We start from the raw sequence: 15,359 nt of genomic DNA on the forward strand, positions 1-15,359 counted from the left end.
AAACGTCCATGAGCAACGACTTCTCCCCCGATCAGAAGCGCTACCTCGAAGGCTTCATGAGCGGCCTGCAGTCGGCCCGCGCGGCGCGCGGCCTCGGCCCGCTCGGCGGCGCGTCGGGCAGCGCTCCGGACAAGCCTGATGGCCCCGACAGGGAGCATGCCGAGGCGCAGGCCAGGACGGTCGCCGCTGGTGGCAAGCTCGTCGACCAGGAGAAGTGGAAGGCCGCCGAGCATCCTTTCGACGCCTATGCCCGCTTCAAGGAGCAGGCTAGAGCCGGCAGCTATCCCAAGCCGGAGGACAATTTCCGCTGGCGCTATCACGGCCTGTTCTACGTGGCGCCGGCACAGAACAGCTATATGTGCCGGCTGCGCATTCCCAACGGCATCCTCAAGGCTTGGCAGTTTGCCGGGGTCGCCGACATCGCCGAGAGCCTCGGCGGCGGCTACAGCCACGTCACCACCCGCGCCAATCTCCAGATCCGCGAGATCACCGCCGAGAACGCCCCGCTGCTGCTGGAAGGCCTGGCTGATCTTGGCCTGACCGCGAAAGGCTCCGGCGCCGACAACATCCGCAACGTCACGGGATCGGCGACAGCCGGTATCGACCCGCTCGAGCTCCTCGACACCCGCCCGCATGCCCGCGCCTGGCATCATCACATCCTGAATGATCGCTCGCTCTACGGGCTGCCGCGCAAGTTCAACGTCGCCTTCGACGGCGCCGGCTCGATCGCGACGCTGGAGGACACCAACGATATCGGCCTTCAGGCGATCGAGGTCGCGGAGGGCGCAACCTTCGAGGGCGCAGCTGTCGAGCCCGGTATCTGGTATCGCCTCGCGCTCGGCGGCATCACCGGCCACAAGGATCTCGCCCGCGACACTGGAGTGATCGTCGCTCCATCCGACGCGATCGCAGTCGCCGATGCGATCGTCCGCGTCTTCATCGCCAATGGCGACCGCACCGACCGCAACAAGTCACGGCTCAAATACGTCCTTGATGCCTGGGGCTTCGACAAGTTCCTCGGCGCCGTCGAGGAGAAGCTTGGCCGTCGGCTGGTCCGCGTCGACGCCGCCTTCGTCAAGCCGCGCCCGGTCTATGATCGCCTCGCCCATATCGGCGTGCACAAGCAGCTTCAGCCCGGCCTCAACTGGGTCGGCGTCGCCCTGCCGGTCGGCAAGCTCACCGCCCAGCAGATGCGGACGATCGCCGCGATCGCGCAGCAATGCGGCGACGGCGACATCCGCCTGACCGTCTGGCAGAATCTGCTGCTCTCGGGCGTGCCGGACGGCAAGATCGACGACGCGCTGGCCAATCTGCAGGCCATCGGTCTCTCCGCCGAGACCTCGGTGCTGCGCGCCGGGCTGATCGCCTGCACCGGCGCGACCGGCTGCAAATTCGCCGCCGCCCACACCAAGGAGGACGCGCTCGCCATCGCCGCCCATTGCGAGCCGCGCATCACGCTGGACCAGCCGGTCAACATCCATCTCACCGGCTGCCATCATTCCTGCGCCCAGCACTATATCGGCGATATCGGCCTGATCGGTGCCAAGGTACCGGTCAACGAGGAGGGCGACACCGTGCCGGGCTACGACCTTCTGGTCGGCGGCGGCTACGGCGTCGATGGTGGTATGGCCCGGCCCTTCCGCGAGAAGGTCAAGGCCGAAGAGGCGCCGGCTTTGGTCGAGGCGATCCTGCGCACCTGGCAGGTTCACCGCGCCGCGCCGGACGAAAGCTTCGTCGCCTTCGCGCGCCGCCATGAGATCGCGGCGCTGCAGGCGCTGGTCGAGCAGATCGGAGAGGCGGCATGACTGTCCAGAGCCCGAGCCCGATCGTTCAGGTTCTGCCTGAGACCGCGCCCTTCAGCGAGGAGCAGCGCTCCTGGCTGAACGGCTTCTTCGCCGGCCTGCTCTCACTCGACAATGCCGGCGTCACCGCGCTGTCGCCGGCCGAAAATGCCGCCGTGATGGGCGAGACTGGCGACGGCGCACCCTGGCACGATCCCGCCATGGTGATCGCCGACCGCATGCAGCTCGCCGAAGGCAAGCCGCTGCCCCGCAAGCTCTTCGCCGCGATGGCGCAGCAGGATTGCGGGCAATGCGGTTATGTCTGCGAGACATATTCGGCCGCCATCGCCTCAGGCACCGAGGGGCGCCTCAATCTCTGCGCGCCGGGCGGCAAGGAGACGCTGCGCCAGCTCAAGTCCTTGATGGAAGCACCGGGCGCCACCGGCCCGGCTTTGCCCCCCGAAGCTGCACCCGTCGCCGACCTCGGTCCGCAGGGGCGCTGCCGCGAGAACCCCGCGCTCGCGACCTTCCTGTCGCGGCGCAAGCTCAATGGCGAGGGCTCCGAAAAGGAAACCTGGCATGTCGAGCTCGACCTCAGCGAGAGCGGGCTCGATTACATCGTCGGCGACGCCTTCGGCATCGTCGCGCAGAACGATCCACGCCTCGTCGATGCGGTCATTGCCCTGCTCGGCGCACGGCCCGACGCCGAGATCGACGGCAAGAGCCTGCGCGACACGCTACTGGCCGATTGCGCGCTCGGGCCGGCGCCGGATGCACTGTTCCAACTGATCTCCTACGTCACTGGCGGCGAAAACCGGCAGAAGGCGAAACGCCTTGCCGCCGGCGAAGATCCCGATGGCGACCTTGACCGTCTCGACGTGCTCGGAACTCTGCACAAGTTCTCGCAAGCGCGGCTCTCGGCAGAGGCCTTCGTCGAGGCACTCGATCCGCTGCAGCCGCGGCTCTATTCGATCTCGTCGTCCTTCAACGCCACGCCCGGGCGGATTTCGCTGACGGTCGACACGGTCCGCTACAAGATCGGTTCGCGTCCGCGCTGGGGCGTCGCCTCGACCTTCCTCGGCGAGCGCGTCCAGCCCGGCGACAAGGTGCCGGTCTATGTCCAGCGCGCCCATGGCTTCGCCCTGCCGGAGAATCCGGAGACGCCGGTGATCATGTGCGGCCCCGGCACCGGGATCGCCCCGTTTCGCGCTTTCCTGCATGATCGCAAGGCGACCAGGGCGAAAGGCAGGAACTGGTTGTTCTTCGGTCATCAGCGCCGTGCCAGTGACTTCTTCTACGAGGACGAGCTCAACGCGATGAAGGAGGACGGGCTGCTGACCGGCCTCACTCTCGCCTGGTCGCGCGACGGTAAGGACAAGATCTATGTCCAGGACCGGATGCGCGAGCGCGGCGCCGAACTCTTCGCCTGGCTCGAGCAGGGTGCGCATTTCTATGTCTGCGGCGATGCCAAGCGCATGGCCAAGGATGTCGAGCGAGCCATGGTCGACGTCGTCGCCGAGCATGGCAGGCGCTCGGTCGACGAGGCCGTCGCCTATGTCGCGGCGCTGAAGAAGGCAGGTCGCTATCAGGCGGATGTCTACTAGAGCTTCGCGTTGCACTGGAATTCAATGCGGCCCCTCGCATGCTTCGGTCGCCCGGTAACGGCGGCAGGGCGACCCTGCGGGCAATTCGCTGCCGTATTTCCCTGCTTGCCTCGCGGCGGTCTCGCGCCGATATCGTTGAAAAAGTCGTCGTTGCCGCGGGTATGAAGTCGCGGCGCCGCGGATCGTGCCGTGACGCTGGGCCTGCTTGGCTGGACGCCGGCCGAGTTCGATTTCGACGCGGCCGCGGAGCAGCTTGAGGATCTCCAGTGCAGCCGCCTTCTGCGTCTCGACGGCTCAGGTTCAAGGAAACCAGCCTCGGCCGCCTTGCCGTCAACCTGCCGGAATGCTGAGTCTACGACCTTTGCCGATGGACCCGGTGAGCCCTCGATGGGGTAAGGCGCGTCCAATGAGGGCTTGATCGATGATCGTGGATGACTTCCGTTCGGATACGGTTACGCGCCCTGGCGAGGGCATGCGGGCGGCCATGGCAGCCGCCGAAGTCGGCGATGCCGTCTACGACGATTGCCCGACCACCAAGCGGCTGGAAGCGCTGACCGCCGAGCGACTGGGCAAGGAGGCCGGGCTTTTCTTTCCGACCGGCACGCAGGCCAATCTCGCCGCGCTGATGGCCCATTGCGGCCGCGGCGAGGAATACCTCGTCGGCCAGATGGCCCATACCTATCGGCTCGAAGGCGGTGGCGCGGCCGTGCTGGGCTCGATCCAGCCGCAGCCCCTGCCCAACGAGCCGGACGGAACGATCGCGCTCGACGCCATCGCCAACGCGATCAAGCCGAACGATTTCCACTTCGCGATCACGCGGCTGCTGGCGCTGGAGAACACGTTCAACGGTCTGGTCCTGCCCGATGCCTATCTGGAGGCTGCGACCGCACTCGCCCGCTCACATGGCCTTGCCACCCATCTCGATGGCGCCCGGCTGATGAACGCGGCCGCAGCGAGCAACCGCGATGCAGCGTGGATCGCCGGGCGGTTCGATACCGTCTCGCTCTGCCTGTCGAAGGGTTTGGGCGCGCCGATCGGTTCCATCCTGGTCGGCCCGAAGGAGTTCATCGAAAAGACCTGCCGGATCCGCAAGATGCTCGGCGGCGGCATGCGCCAGACCGGCGTGATCGCCGCAGCCGCGATCTATGCGCTGGAGCACAATGTCTCTCGGCTCGGCGAGGATCACCGGCGCGCAGCAGCGCTGGCGGAGGCGCTGGCGCGCTTCCCGGAGCTCGGCGCCGGGCAGGCCCGCACGAACATGGTGTTCATGACGCCGAAGACGCTCGACACCGTCGCCTTCGCCGCGTTCCTGCGCCACCGCGGTATCGGCGTTAGCGGCCGATACGGGACGCTGCGCTGGGTGACCCATCTCGATGTCGACGACGCCTCCGTCGCGCGCGTCGCCGAAGCCTGTGAGAGCTTCTTCAACAAGCACGAAGTGCCCGCAGGATCGAAGGCGCGGGCCTGACTGTGCCGATGAATACCGGAAAGCGGACATGGCACTCAGGGCAAGTTCAGGTCGTGTGCGGCTCGCACCAGTTCAACCCGATGGTCCGAGGCATAGACGTGCAGGAAATGGATGCGCGAGGAGTTAGGCCATCCTGATCAGGCTGTCGATTTCGGCATCATTCGCGACAAGATGGTCGATCAGTTGTCCAGCGTGAGGCACACGTTCCCCGGCGCCTGCGTATGGAATGGCGCGCCTGACGAACGCCAAGAGCTCTTGCGTTACTGCGCCGAGTGGCTTGGCTTTCCGCATCTCGACGGCCTGGGCCGCCACCATCAATTCCATACCGAAGATCGAGAGGCAGAGCGTAGCCATCTCCGCCGTCCGGCGCGCCGCGAGCCCCGCCATGCTCGCCCGATCGAGATTGCCGTTCGAATGGCTTGAACTCGCGAGCTCATTCACCACCGGCGCGCCGAGAAGCCGCGCCTCCGAGGTGATCGACTTGTGGAACTGCGCCAGGCCGTTGAAGCCCGGCAAGCCGACACCGTCCTCCTCGATCAGGCCGACGCTCAAGCCCGACCAGAATGAATCGGCCTGCTTGGCCAGCCGTTCGGTCGAACTGGTCACCACGGGCACCAGCGCGAGCCGGGCGATGTCGAGCGCCATCGCGAGCGCGACCATGTCGAAATTGGCGACGGAGACCAATTGGCGCTGCTCGATCGCCACGACCGGGTTGTTCTGGCTCGCACTCAGTTCGATGGCAAGCTGCCTGCCTGCGAAGCCGAGGCTGTCGGCGGCGTTCCCGTGGATCAGCGGCAGCGAACGGAAGCTCAGCGGGTCCTGGAGGTGGCGCGGTCCGCCCGGTTGCGTCAGATAGCTTCCGGCCAGGTAGTTCCGGATCGCGCGACCATGGCGCAGCACGCCGTCGAAGGGACGAGAGCTCAGCGCCGCTTCCGAAACGATCGACGGATTGGCGGCAAACCCCTCCATGCTGAAGGCGCCGGCCAGCGTGGCGAAATCGAGCATGCGCTCGAGGTCGTGGAAGGCGAGGGCTGCCGTGCCGATCGACAGCGCACTGGAGTTCAGGAGGGCCAGCGCCTCGCCGGCTGCGAATTCATGATCCTTGTACAATTCCAGCGCCAGGTCGGCGATGGGCGACATGTCGCTTTGGCCCATGGAGCCCCAGAGGTGGACATCGATCCGGCGATCCGTGTTCAGGGCCTCGATCAGCCTGTCGGCCATGACCGGCCTGACGCCGAGATAGCCGGTCGCCATGCTGTTGAGCAGAACGATCATCATCGCCCGGACCGTCTCGTGCGAGGCGAGGGGGCCGTGCCCCATATTATGCGTCAGGAGCAGGCGGCGGTTGAATTCGGGAATCCGGTCCGGGGCCAGCATCGTGCCGGTCTTGGCCCCGACGCTGCTGGTGACGCCGTAGATCTTCTCGCCCTTGCGGACGACCTCGTCGACGACCTCGCGGGCATGGCCGATGCGTTCGATGGCCTCGCGCGTGAGCACGACCTTCGCTCCGGACCGGGCGACCTGGACGATTCCCGCCGGGGTCAGGTCTCGGCCGGAGATGGCGACGATGTTCTGCATGATGACCTGACCCAGCGGCTTGGCGGAAATCCGTGATCGAGCGCGCGCAGATGGCGCCCGCGTGATCAGTAAAAAGGACAATAACCTAGTTCATTGGATTAATGGCGAGCCTGCGGCTCGTCAACCGACGACCATTGCGGTAGCCTGCCGGTTGTCGCAGGTCTGATTGGGAGCCGCATGATCGTCCGCAGCGTTTCGTCGAAGCCGTTGGATTTCAAACGGTCCGGCATTTCCCGCTATCATCAGCTCGCCACGCTGTTCCGGCGCCGGATCGCGGCGGGGCAATGGCAGGTCGGGGCGCAAATCCCGACTGTCGACGAACTCGCCACCGAATGCGGCGTGGCGCGGGCGACGATCCGTCAGGCTCTCGACCTGCTCGAGGACGAGCAACTGATCGAACGCTATCGGGCGCGCGGCACATTCGTGCGTCGGCGGCCGGCAGAGAATTTGTGGTGCGCGGTCGGCACGGATTGGTCCGGCTTGCTGCGCCCCAGCTACGACGCGACGATCGAGATCCTCCATGACGAGCCCGATAGAACCTTGCATGCCTTCGAAGACCAGATCGGAACGCTCGCCCCGGCCTATCGGCATGTCCGGCGCCGTCATTGGCGGCATGGGCAGCCCTTCCTTCTGGCGGATCTCCATATCGACGAGCGGCTTCGCGACCGCATCACCCAGCGCGATCTCGAATCGAAGACGGCCCTGCGCCTGATCTCCGAAGTCGAGGGCGTCGAGATCGCGGATGCGCGTCAGACCCTGACCATCGGCACGGCGGATATCGAGACGAGCGAGGCGCTCGGGATCTCCCTGGATTCTCCTGTCGCCTTCGTCCATCGGCAGGCCCTGGATCAGGACGGCACGCTCGTGCTCGACGCGAAGGGCATCTACCGCGGGGACGTCGTCAAGTTCGACGTCAAGCTGCGATAGGCCTCAGTTTCCTTTGAAACGAGGCGGACGCTTCTCCAGAAAGCCCCGCATTCCCTCCTTTTGATCCTGCGTGTCGAACAACTGGACGAAGGCCTTGCGCTCCAGCGCGAGGGCCGTTTCCAGCGGCACGTCCTGCCCGAGCTGCACGGCTTCCTTGATCGCCAGCACGGAGAGTGGCGGCATCGAAGCCACCATCCTGGCGATCGCCAGGGCGCGGTCGAGGGTGCTGCCATCGGGTACGATCTCCGAGAGCAGACCTGCTTGGAAAGCCTCGGTCGCGGTCAACGGCTCTCCCGTCAGAGCGAGCTTCATGGTGCGGTATTTGCCGATGGTGCGCAGCAGGCGCTGGGTGCCGCCGGCGCCGGGCATGATGCCGATACGGATTTCCGGCTGGCCGAAGCGCGCGCCTTCGCCGGCGACGATCATGTCGCAGCAGAGCGCCGTCTCGCAGCCGCCACCCAGGGCATAGCCCTCGACGGCCGCGATCAGGATCTTCGGGCAGCGGCGCAGCACCGTGAACATCCGGTCGGTCGCGAGCGCCTGATGCCGGGCGGGGCTCATCGGTTCCATCTCGGCGATATCCGTGCCGGCGATGAAGTAGCCGCCGGCACCGGTCAGGACGATGACGCGCACGCTCGTATCGGCTTCGAGCCGCAGGATGGCGTCGGCGATGCGCCCCTTGACATCGAGGTTCAGAGCATTGCGGCGCTCAGGGCGGTTCAGCGTGATGACCACGACGCCGTCGGAGGCATGATGCAGGGCGACAGGTTCGGGCGAGTCCATCTAGCCGCCGCCGAAGACCGGCTTGCGCTTCTCGGCAAAAGCGCGTTGCGCCTCCCTGGTATCCTCGGAGAAGGCCAGCGCCACGGTCTGCGACTGTTCGAAGCGATAGCCGTCGCGCAGTTCGAGGCCCTCGGTGACGTTGAACGATCGCTTCGCGGCCTGGACGGCCGAAGGGCTCTTCGACGCGATCTCGCGCGCGATCTCCTGCGCCAGTTCGAGCAGGCGCTCGGCCGGCACGCAGTCCGAGGCGACGCCCATCCGGTAGAGCTCTGAGCCGCGCACCCGCCGCGCGGTGTAGATCAGCATCCTGGCATCGGATTCCCGGAAGAACCGTCTGACATGGCTGACGCCGCCGGCCAGCCCGACATCGACCTCGGTCATCGCAAAGAAAGCCTCCTCCGCCACGAGAATGATGTCGCAGCACAAAGCGAGCACGCAGCCGGCGCCGATCGCCGCACCATTGACTGCGGCGATGACGGGCTTGGAGCATTCCATCACCGTATCGAAGGATGCGCGCACCAGCCGGTTATGGCGGGGATAGGCGCCCGGCTCCTGCGCTAGTCCGGGTCGCTCCTTCAGGTCGGCGCCTGCCGAGAAGGTTTTCCCCGCGCCCGTCAGCACGATCGCCCGCACATCGGCGCGATCGCTGAGGCTGTCGAAGACGGCGACGATCTCTTCCCTGAACTGGCGGCTCTGCGCGTTGACCGGCGGCCGGTCGATCGTCACCGTCGCGACGAAATCGCTGACACCGACTGTTAGACATTCAAACGCGCTCGCCATCAGAAACTCCGTATTGCGCCCGGTCTCGGGCCGGTATCAGAAGCCGTAGAGCTGGCGGCGATTGTCGACGAGGATGCACTGGCGCAGCCCCGCATCCGGAACCCACTCGGCGAACAGGTCGAGCAGATGCCCCACATCGGGGGCCCGCTCTGCCAATCGAAGATGTGGCCAATCGGAACCCCAGATCATCCGCTCGGGGTTCGCCGCGACCAATGCATCGTGGAATGGCCGGGCATCGGCATAATCCGGGAAATCCTGCGAGCAGCGGCACAGCACGAGTTTGATCCAGAGCCAACCTTCCCGCAGCGCCTCCAGGATCGCCCTGAACGACGGATCGCCAGGCCCGCGTGCGAGTTGGAGGCCGGCCATGTGGTCCAGCACGATCGGAATGCCGCTAGCGCGATAGAGCGGCAGATTCGCGACATGCCGGTCTATTCCCGCCCAGACCTCCGCATGCCAGCCTCTCGCCCGCATGCCGGGAGCTGTCGCGGCGAGAGCATCGGTGCCGACCGAGCCGGGAAAAGGGCCGGTTCCACCGGGCACCCTCATGTCGTTGAATCGCAAGCCGCGGATGCCTGCAGCATGCCAGGCGTCGAGTTCGGACTGCGGAACCCGCTCGCTCGCGGCGGCGATGCCTCGCAGGCGCCCTTTGCCCTGCGCCAACGCATCGATGATCGCCGAAGGGGCTTCGCCATAGGCCCCGGGCTGCACGAGGACGCCATGGGTCAGGCCAACGCGCTCCAGCATGCCGCAATGGGCTGCCGCCGGAGCCAGAGGCGCCGCGTAGTGCATCTGATGCGACACCGGGAAACGCTCATAGGGCCCAAAGACATGCGCGTGGCAGTCGGCAGCCCCTGCAGGCAGCGTCCAGCCGGGCGCGCGGTGCGATCTCGGAGCGACGGTTTCAGTCACGGCTGATGTCCTTGGCCACCTGCGAGGCGGCGGGCAGAGGTGTCGGCTCGTCCTGCAAGTTGGGGAGAGGCGGAACCGCTGCGTCAGGCAGCGGGATCGCATGCGCGTTCAGCGTCATCGACACCATCGTGTAGTACCCGATCACGCCGGTGAGCTCGACGGCGCCGCGCGGGCCCCATCGCTCGACGATCGCGGCATGCACGTTGTCGGGAACGGTGCCGGTCTGGAGGAGCAGGCGGGCGTATTCGTAGACCTCGTGCTCGTCAGCTTCGACGAAGACCGGCGCTTGGCCTAACCGGATAGCCTCGATGCAGGCGGCATCCAGACCGGCGACCTTCGCCGCCTCCGCATGGATGTAGAATTCCAGCTGGCTGTTCCAGTGGCGTCCGACGACGATGATAGCGAGTTCGTTGAGCCTTGGCGGCAGGAGCGTTGCGAAACGCAGGAATTCGCCGAGGCGCGACCAGCGCGTGGCGAGTTCCGGGCTGTGGATGACCGCGCGTAGCGGCCCGATCAGCCGCCCGCGCGGCCCGGAGACGACCTCGTCATAGACCTTGCGCTGATCTAACGTCAGTTCGTCGACGGTCGGGAGGTGGAGCCGCTTCATTCTGTCTTCCATCGAGCTTGTTCGGCCAGGCCGATCTCACGGAGAATCTCGTCGGTATGCTCCCCGAGCAGGGGCGGCGCGCGCTCGAACGAGAGCGGCTCGTTCTCGAAGTTCAGCGGGCTGACCACCTGCGGAACCTTGCCGGCCAGCGGGTGGGACAAGTGGCGCAGCATGCCGCGGTGCTTGACCTGCGGGTCGTCGAACACCTCCGGCACCGTGTTGATCGGCGCGCAGGGAACGCCGACGGCTTCAAGCGCGGCGATGAGCGCGTCACGGTTGAAACGACCGAAGGCGACCCGGAGGAGCGGGTCGAGCAGGCCGTGATTGGTCACGCGCGCCGGATTAGTGGTGAAGCGTGCATCGTATGCCCATTGCGGCTCTGCCAACGCCTCGCAGAGCTTGGCGAACTGTCCGTCATTGCCGACCGCCAGGACGATGAAACCGTCGGCGCAAGGGAAGACGTCCTGCGGCTGGATGTTGGGATGACGGTTGCCGCCGCGGACCGGGGTGCGCCCGGAGACCAGCCAGTTCATCGCCTGGTTGGCGAGGAAGCCGGTCTGCACGTCCAGCATGGCAAGATCGATATTGTCGCCCTTGCCGGTTTCGTTGCGCCTGACCAGTGCGGCGAGCACGCCGACCACAGTGTACATGCCGGTCATGATGTCGACGATGGGAACGCCGACCTTCTGGGGACCGGCACCCGGCACGCCCTCGCGCTCGCCGGTGATGCTCATCAGGCCGCCCAGGGCTTGGATCGCGAAATCATAGGCCGCAGCTGATTTGCGAGGGCCGCTTTGGCCGAAGCCCGTCACCGAGGCAAAGATCAGGCGCGGATTGATCGCCTTGAGCGCCTCGTAGTCGAGGCCATAGCGCTTCAGCGTCCCGACCTTGTAGTTCTCGACCACGATATCGCTCGAGGCCGCCAGCCGGCGGACGACGTCCTGCCCTTTGGCGCTGGTGATATCGACGGTGATCGAGCGCTTTCCGCGGTTGACCGAAAGATAGTAGCCGGCCTCGCTGGTCGGATTTCCAGCCTCGTCCTTGAGGAAGGGCGGGCCCCAGGCGCGCGTATCGTCGCCGGCCTCCGGGCGCTCGACCTTGATGACGTCGGCGCCGAGATCGGCCAGGATCTGGGTTGCCCACGGGCCGGCCATGATGCGGCTGAGATCGAGGACGCGGACATGGCTGAGGGGGCCGCGGCGCGGGATATCAGCCATCGTTCTTGATCTCGGTCGCGATGGCGGAAGGGCGCTGGCGAAATTCGCCATGCCATCGCGCGAGCCGGGGGCGGCTTATCCGCCAATCGAGATCCGCGAAGCGGAAATCAAGGTAGGACAGGCAACAGCCGAGCGCGATACCAGACAGCGGAAGGTACCCCGGCCCGATCGGGCCGGCCTCGATTTCAAAGCGTGCGAGGCAAGTCGATGCCTTGGTGGCGAAACTCGACAGCCACTCCGCCGTCTGCTTCTCCGGGGGCTTGTTGCGCTCGTTGCGCCAGAGGATGAGCAGGTCGAGGAAGCCGGTCGCGAGTGCGTGCCGGCTGAGCTCGGCCCAACGCTCGGGTCCCTTGGCGGGAACGATGACGCCGCCGCCGGCCAGTGAATCGAGATATTCGCAGATCAGGCCGGAATCGATCAGCGCTGAGCCGTCGGCCAGAACCAGCGTCGGAATCTTGCTGAGCGGATTGTCGGGCAGCAGGTCCGGGTTCGGCTTCGTCATCTGCGCGACGGTGCGCCGCAATGTCAGCCGATCGGTCAGACCCAGCTCATGCGCAGCCACCATCACCTTCCGCACGAAGGGGGATCGAGGCGACCAGTGAAGTGTCATATCGCCCATTGCACGCTCCCAGCTTCGCAGGCATCATCTCGATAAATCAGTTTTATGACCTATAGCAATCGAGTGTGTGCCTGTCGAGCGCGGCTGTGGCGGACATCCACGGGACCGTTTGCAGCAAGGCTGATGATACAGGCACGATACCGTTTGAGTTTGTCGCGCGCCGGGCGTGGCCTCCGGCGGAATCCGGACCGGGGGCCCGGTTGACGGTGGCGTCTTGCGTCAATAGGCTAGTTTTATAGCCTTTTAAAAACGACCGGGAGGGGACAATGAAGGCATTGCAGTTTGTTTTCGGGGCGGCGGCGGTTCTGGTTTCGGCTGCGGCAGCGCAAGCCGGCACGCTCGATAAGGTCAAGGAACGCGGCGAGCTGATCTGCGGGACGAGTCCGGGCGTTCCCGGCTTCTCGCTGCCGAATGCGCAGGGGCAATGGGGCGGGCTCGACATCGATCTGTGCCGAGCCGTTGCCGCGGCGGTCCTGAACGACGCCAAGAAGGTCAAATACATCTCGCTCAATCCGAAAGATCGCTTCGCGGTCGTTCAATCCGGCGAAGTCGATGTGCTCTCGCGCCAGACAACCTGGTCGCTGTCCCGCGATACGACGCTTGGCCTGTCTTTCTCGGCGATCACCTATTTCGACGGGCAGGCGCTGATGGTCAAAAAATCGCTTGGGATCAAATCGGCGAAGGACCTCGGCGGCGCGACGGTTTGCGTCCAGGGCGGTACCACGACCGAACTGAACATCGCCGACTTCTTCCTGAAGAACGGGCTGAAATACGAGCCGGTCAGCTTCGCCTCGGGCGACGAGGCCATCAAGGCCTTCGAGGCCGGCCGCTGCGACGTCTTCACCACCGATGCGTCGGCGCTCTATGCCTATCGCCTGAAGGTCGCCAATGGACAGGATTTCGTGATCCTGCCCGAGCTCATCTCGAAGGAACCGCTCGGCCCGGCTGTTCGTCGCGGCGATGAAGCCTGGGCGAACATCGTCCGCTGGGCACATTACGCGATGGTCAACGCCGAGGAGATGGGCCTCACCGCGGGCAATGTCGACGAGCAAGCAAAATCGACCAATCCGGAGATCAAGCGCTTCCTCGGCGTCGACGGCAATCTCGGCGAGGGCCTGGGGCTGACCAAGGACTGGGCCTACCGGATCGTCAAGCAGGTCGGAAACTACGGCGAGAGCTATGAGAAGTATCTCGGGCCGGCGTCGCCGCTGGGCATCCCGCGCGGCGCCAACAATCTCTGGTCGAAGGGCGGCCTTCAATACGCTCCGCCGATCCGCTGACAGGGCGGAGCCGCTTCCCGAAGCTCCGTGCGGCCTACGTGACCGCTTGCGGCGACGCCTTCCGGGTCTCGGCGATGTCGCGTGGGCGAAGATCTAGGTGTGGAGCCTCAACAGGTTATCCGGTTCTAGAGCGAGCCGGCTGATAGGTGTTTGGGCTTTTATGCCCATGTGGGGGCGGGGATCGGTGCCGTCTTTATCGTGAGCGGGGGTGTCACGCTATCGGCGGTCGCGATCGCGCTCCGATTGTCGCACACGACGCCAGCCGAGCAGTGACAGACCTACACGGTGTCGATCACGGCAGAAACCGTGTCAGCTGGCTCAAGGCCGCGCCGCGCCGATACCGTTGAAAAAGTCGTCGTTGCGGCGAGTATGAAGTCCTGATTCAGTCTTCCTTGGGTGGAGGGCGTCGCGATGATGGGCGAGCGACAGGTGGCGCAGGAGGCGCTGTTCTACGAGTTCAGCCTGGAGCGTCACATTCCGACCGATCATTGGGCGCGAGCCATCGACCGGTTCGTCGATCTTTCGGATATCCGTGCGCATCTGCGACCGTTCTACAGCGAGATGGGTCGGCCCTCGATCGATCCTGAACTGATGATCCGGATGCTGCTCGTCGGCTACTGCTTCGGCATCCGTTCTGAGCGCCACCTGTGTGAGGAGGTTCATCTGAACCTGGCCTATCGCTGGTTCTGTCGGCTCGGGCTCGAGGGCGACGTGCCTGATCACTCGACCTTCTCGAAGAACCGGCATGGTCGCTTCCGCGACAGTGATCTCCTGCGCGAACTGTTCGAGGCGACCGTCCGGCGCTGCATCGCGGAGGGGCTTGTCGGCGGCGAAGGCTTCGCGGTCGATGCCAGCCTGATCAAGGCGGATGCCAACAAGCAGCGTTCGGCGGACGCCTCCGAGCCGGTCGACTGGGACGATCTCGCCCGGACACGACGCTCGGTGCGCGAGTATCTCGACACGCTCGACGAGGCCGCCTGGGGCGCGGCCAGCGAAGCAAAGCCGAAGTTCGTCTCGCGCTCCGATCCGGCGGCACAATGGGCGGGAGCCCTGAAGGGTCACGCCTTCTTCGCCTACGCCACCAACTATCTGATCGACCTCGACCATGCCGTCATCGTCGACGTCGAGGCCAGCCGCGCCATCCGGCAGGCCGAGGTCGGCTCGGCCCGGACCATGCTTGGCCGGACGCAGGAGCGCTTCGGCCTCTGGCCGGCCAGATTAGCCGCCGACAGCGCCTACGGCTCGGCCGAGAACCTCGCCTGGCTGGTGCACGAGCGCGGGATCGAGCCGCACATCCCGGTGTTCGACAAATCCCAGCGCAGCGACGGCACCTTCAGTCGCTCCGACTTTACCTATGATCACGCCCACGATCTCTACATCTGCCCGGGCGGGAAGGAGCTTCACCAGTATCGCAGACGCCTCAGCATTGGCCGCGACGGTGTCGACCCCGAAGGCTTCATGCGCTACCGCGCCAGCAAGTTCGACTGCGACGCCTGCTCGCTGGAGCGGCAGTGCTCGCCCAACACGCCGGCTCGCAAGATCCTGAGGTCGATCCATGAGGGTGCCCGTGACATGGCCAGGGACATCGCCGCGACCGATGCCTATGTCACCTTGCGGCGCCAGCGGAAGAAGGTCGAGATGCTGTTCGCTCACCTCAAGCGGATCCTGCGGCTCGATCGGCTGCGCCTACGCGGACCCAATGGCGCCAGAGACGAGTTCCATCTCGCCGCAGCAGCCCAGAACCTCAGGAAGCTCGCAAAGCTCCTGCCGAACGGACCACAGTTCAGGCCCGCATGAGAGGGC

Annotated in this window: 13 protein-coding genes; 6 read left to right on the forward strand and 7 right to left on the reverse strand. The window is 65.7% G+C overall.

Annotated features, from left to right (window positions below; all coding sequences use genetic code 11):
• Positions 1-8 precede the first annotated feature (8 nt).
• From AC1DS0_RS11410 to ltaE, 3 genes are all read left to right on the forward strand, one after another.
• The gene (locus tag AC1DS0_RS11410) at positions 9-1,805 is read left to right on the forward strand and encodes a NirA family protein (protein WP_476814462.1); all 1,797 of its coding nucleotides are present in this window, start codon (positions 9-11) and stop codon (positions 1,803-1,805) included.
• Positions 1,802-3,385 carry a sulfite reductase subunit alpha gene (locus tag AC1DS0_RS11415; RefSeq protein ID WP_476814463.1) on the forward strand — a complete coding sequence of 528 codons (1,584 nt, stop codon included), beginning with the start codon at positions 1,802-1,804 and terminating at the stop codon, positions 3,383-3,385. Before AC1DS0_RS11410 ends, AC1DS0_RS11415 begins: the two co-directional genes overlap by 4 nt.
• A gap of 421 nt (positions 3,386-3,806) precedes the next feature.
• Complete coding sequence (gene ltaE / locus AC1DS0_RS11420; RefSeq protein WP_476814464.1) at positions 3,807-4,853, forward strand: low-specificity L-threonine aldolase; 1,047 nt, start codon at positions 3,807-3,809, stop codon at positions 4,851-4,853.
• A 123-nt stretch (positions 4,854-4,976) separates the two neighbouring features.
• On the opposite strand, the gene AC1DS0_RS11425 is transcribed toward ltaE, so the two are convergent.
• Positions 4,977-6,431 (reverse strand): aromatic amino acid lyase, encoded by a 1,455-nt coding sequence (locus AC1DS0_RS11425; protein ID WP_476814465.1) that lies wholly within the window; start codon positions 6,429-6,431, stop codon positions 4,977-4,979.
• A gap of 177 nt (positions 6,432-6,608) precedes the next feature.
• Here AC1DS0_RS11425 and AC1DS0_RS11430 point away from each other — a divergent pair, with 177 nt between their 5' ends.
• Positions 6,609-7,358, forward strand: coding sequence for a GntR family transcriptional regulator (locus tag AC1DS0_RS11430; RefSeq protein ID WP_476814466.1), 750 nt, complete (start codon positions 6,609-6,611; stop codon positions 7,356-7,358).
• A 3-nt stretch (positions 7,359-7,361) separates the two neighbouring features.
• Here AC1DS0_RS11430 and AC1DS0_RS11435 read toward each other — a convergent pair whose 3' ends face one another.
• From AC1DS0_RS11435 to AC1DS0_RS11460, 6 genes are read right to left on the reverse strand one after another with little or no spacing between them, the layout of a single operon-like run.
• Entirely contained in the window at positions 7,362-8,141 is a 780-nt protein-coding gene (locus AC1DS0_RS11435) for an enoyl-CoA hydratase-related protein (RefSeq protein ID WP_476814467.1), read from the reverse strand.
• Positions 8,142-8,921 (reverse strand): enoyl-CoA hydratase/isomerase family protein, encoded by a 780-nt coding sequence (locus AC1DS0_RS11440; RefSeq protein ID WP_476814468.1) that lies wholly within the window; start codon positions 8,919-8,921, stop codon positions 8,142-8,144. It abuts the gene before it with no gap.
• 36 nt (positions 8,922-8,957) lie between these two features.
• Positions 8,958-9,833: an amidohydrolase family protein gene (locus tag AC1DS0_RS11445; protein WP_476814469.1), complete on the reverse strand. Its 876-nt coding sequence runs from the start codon at positions 9,831-9,833 to the stop codon at positions 8,958-8,960.
• On the reverse strand, positions 9,826-10,440 hold the full coding sequence (locus tag AC1DS0_RS11450) for a carboxymuconolactone decarboxylase family protein (protein WP_476814470.1): 615 nt from the start codon (positions 10,438-10,440) through the stop codon (positions 9,826-9,828). The genes AC1DS0_RS11445 and AC1DS0_RS11450 overlap by 8 nt, the downstream gene beginning before the upstream one ends.
• Entirely contained in the window at positions 10,437-11,657 is a 1,221-nt protein-coding gene (locus AC1DS0_RS11455) for a CaiB/BaiF CoA transferase family protein (protein ID WP_476814471.1), read from the reverse strand. Before AC1DS0_RS11455 ends, AC1DS0_RS11450 begins: the two co-directional genes overlap by 4 nt.
• Complete coding sequence (locus AC1DS0_RS11460) at positions 11,650-12,276, reverse strand: glutathione S-transferase family protein (protein WP_476814472.1); 627 nt, start codon at positions 12,274-12,276, stop codon at positions 11,650-11,652. The genes AC1DS0_RS11455 and AC1DS0_RS11460 overlap by 8 nt, the downstream gene beginning before the upstream one ends.
• A 266-nt stretch (positions 12,277-12,542) precedes the next feature.
• Between AC1DS0_RS11460 and AC1DS0_RS11465 the strand changes: the two genes are divergently transcribed.
• The gene (locus tag AC1DS0_RS11465) at positions 12,543-13,556 is read left to right on the forward strand and encodes an amino acid ABC transporter substrate-binding protein (RefSeq protein ID WP_476814473.1); all 1,014 of its coding nucleotides are present in this window, start codon (positions 12,543-12,545) and stop codon (positions 13,554-13,556) included.
• Between the two features lie 411 nt (positions 13,557-13,967).
• On the forward strand, positions 13,968-15,353 hold the full coding sequence (locus AC1DS0_RS11470; RefSeq protein ID WP_476814474.1) for an IS1182 family transposase: 1,386 nt from the start codon (positions 13,968-13,970) through the stop codon (positions 15,351-15,353).
• The last annotated feature ends 6 nt before the right edge of the window (positions 15,354-15,359 follow it).

Source organism: Allobosea sp. P4_H5 (assembly GCF_056400825.1).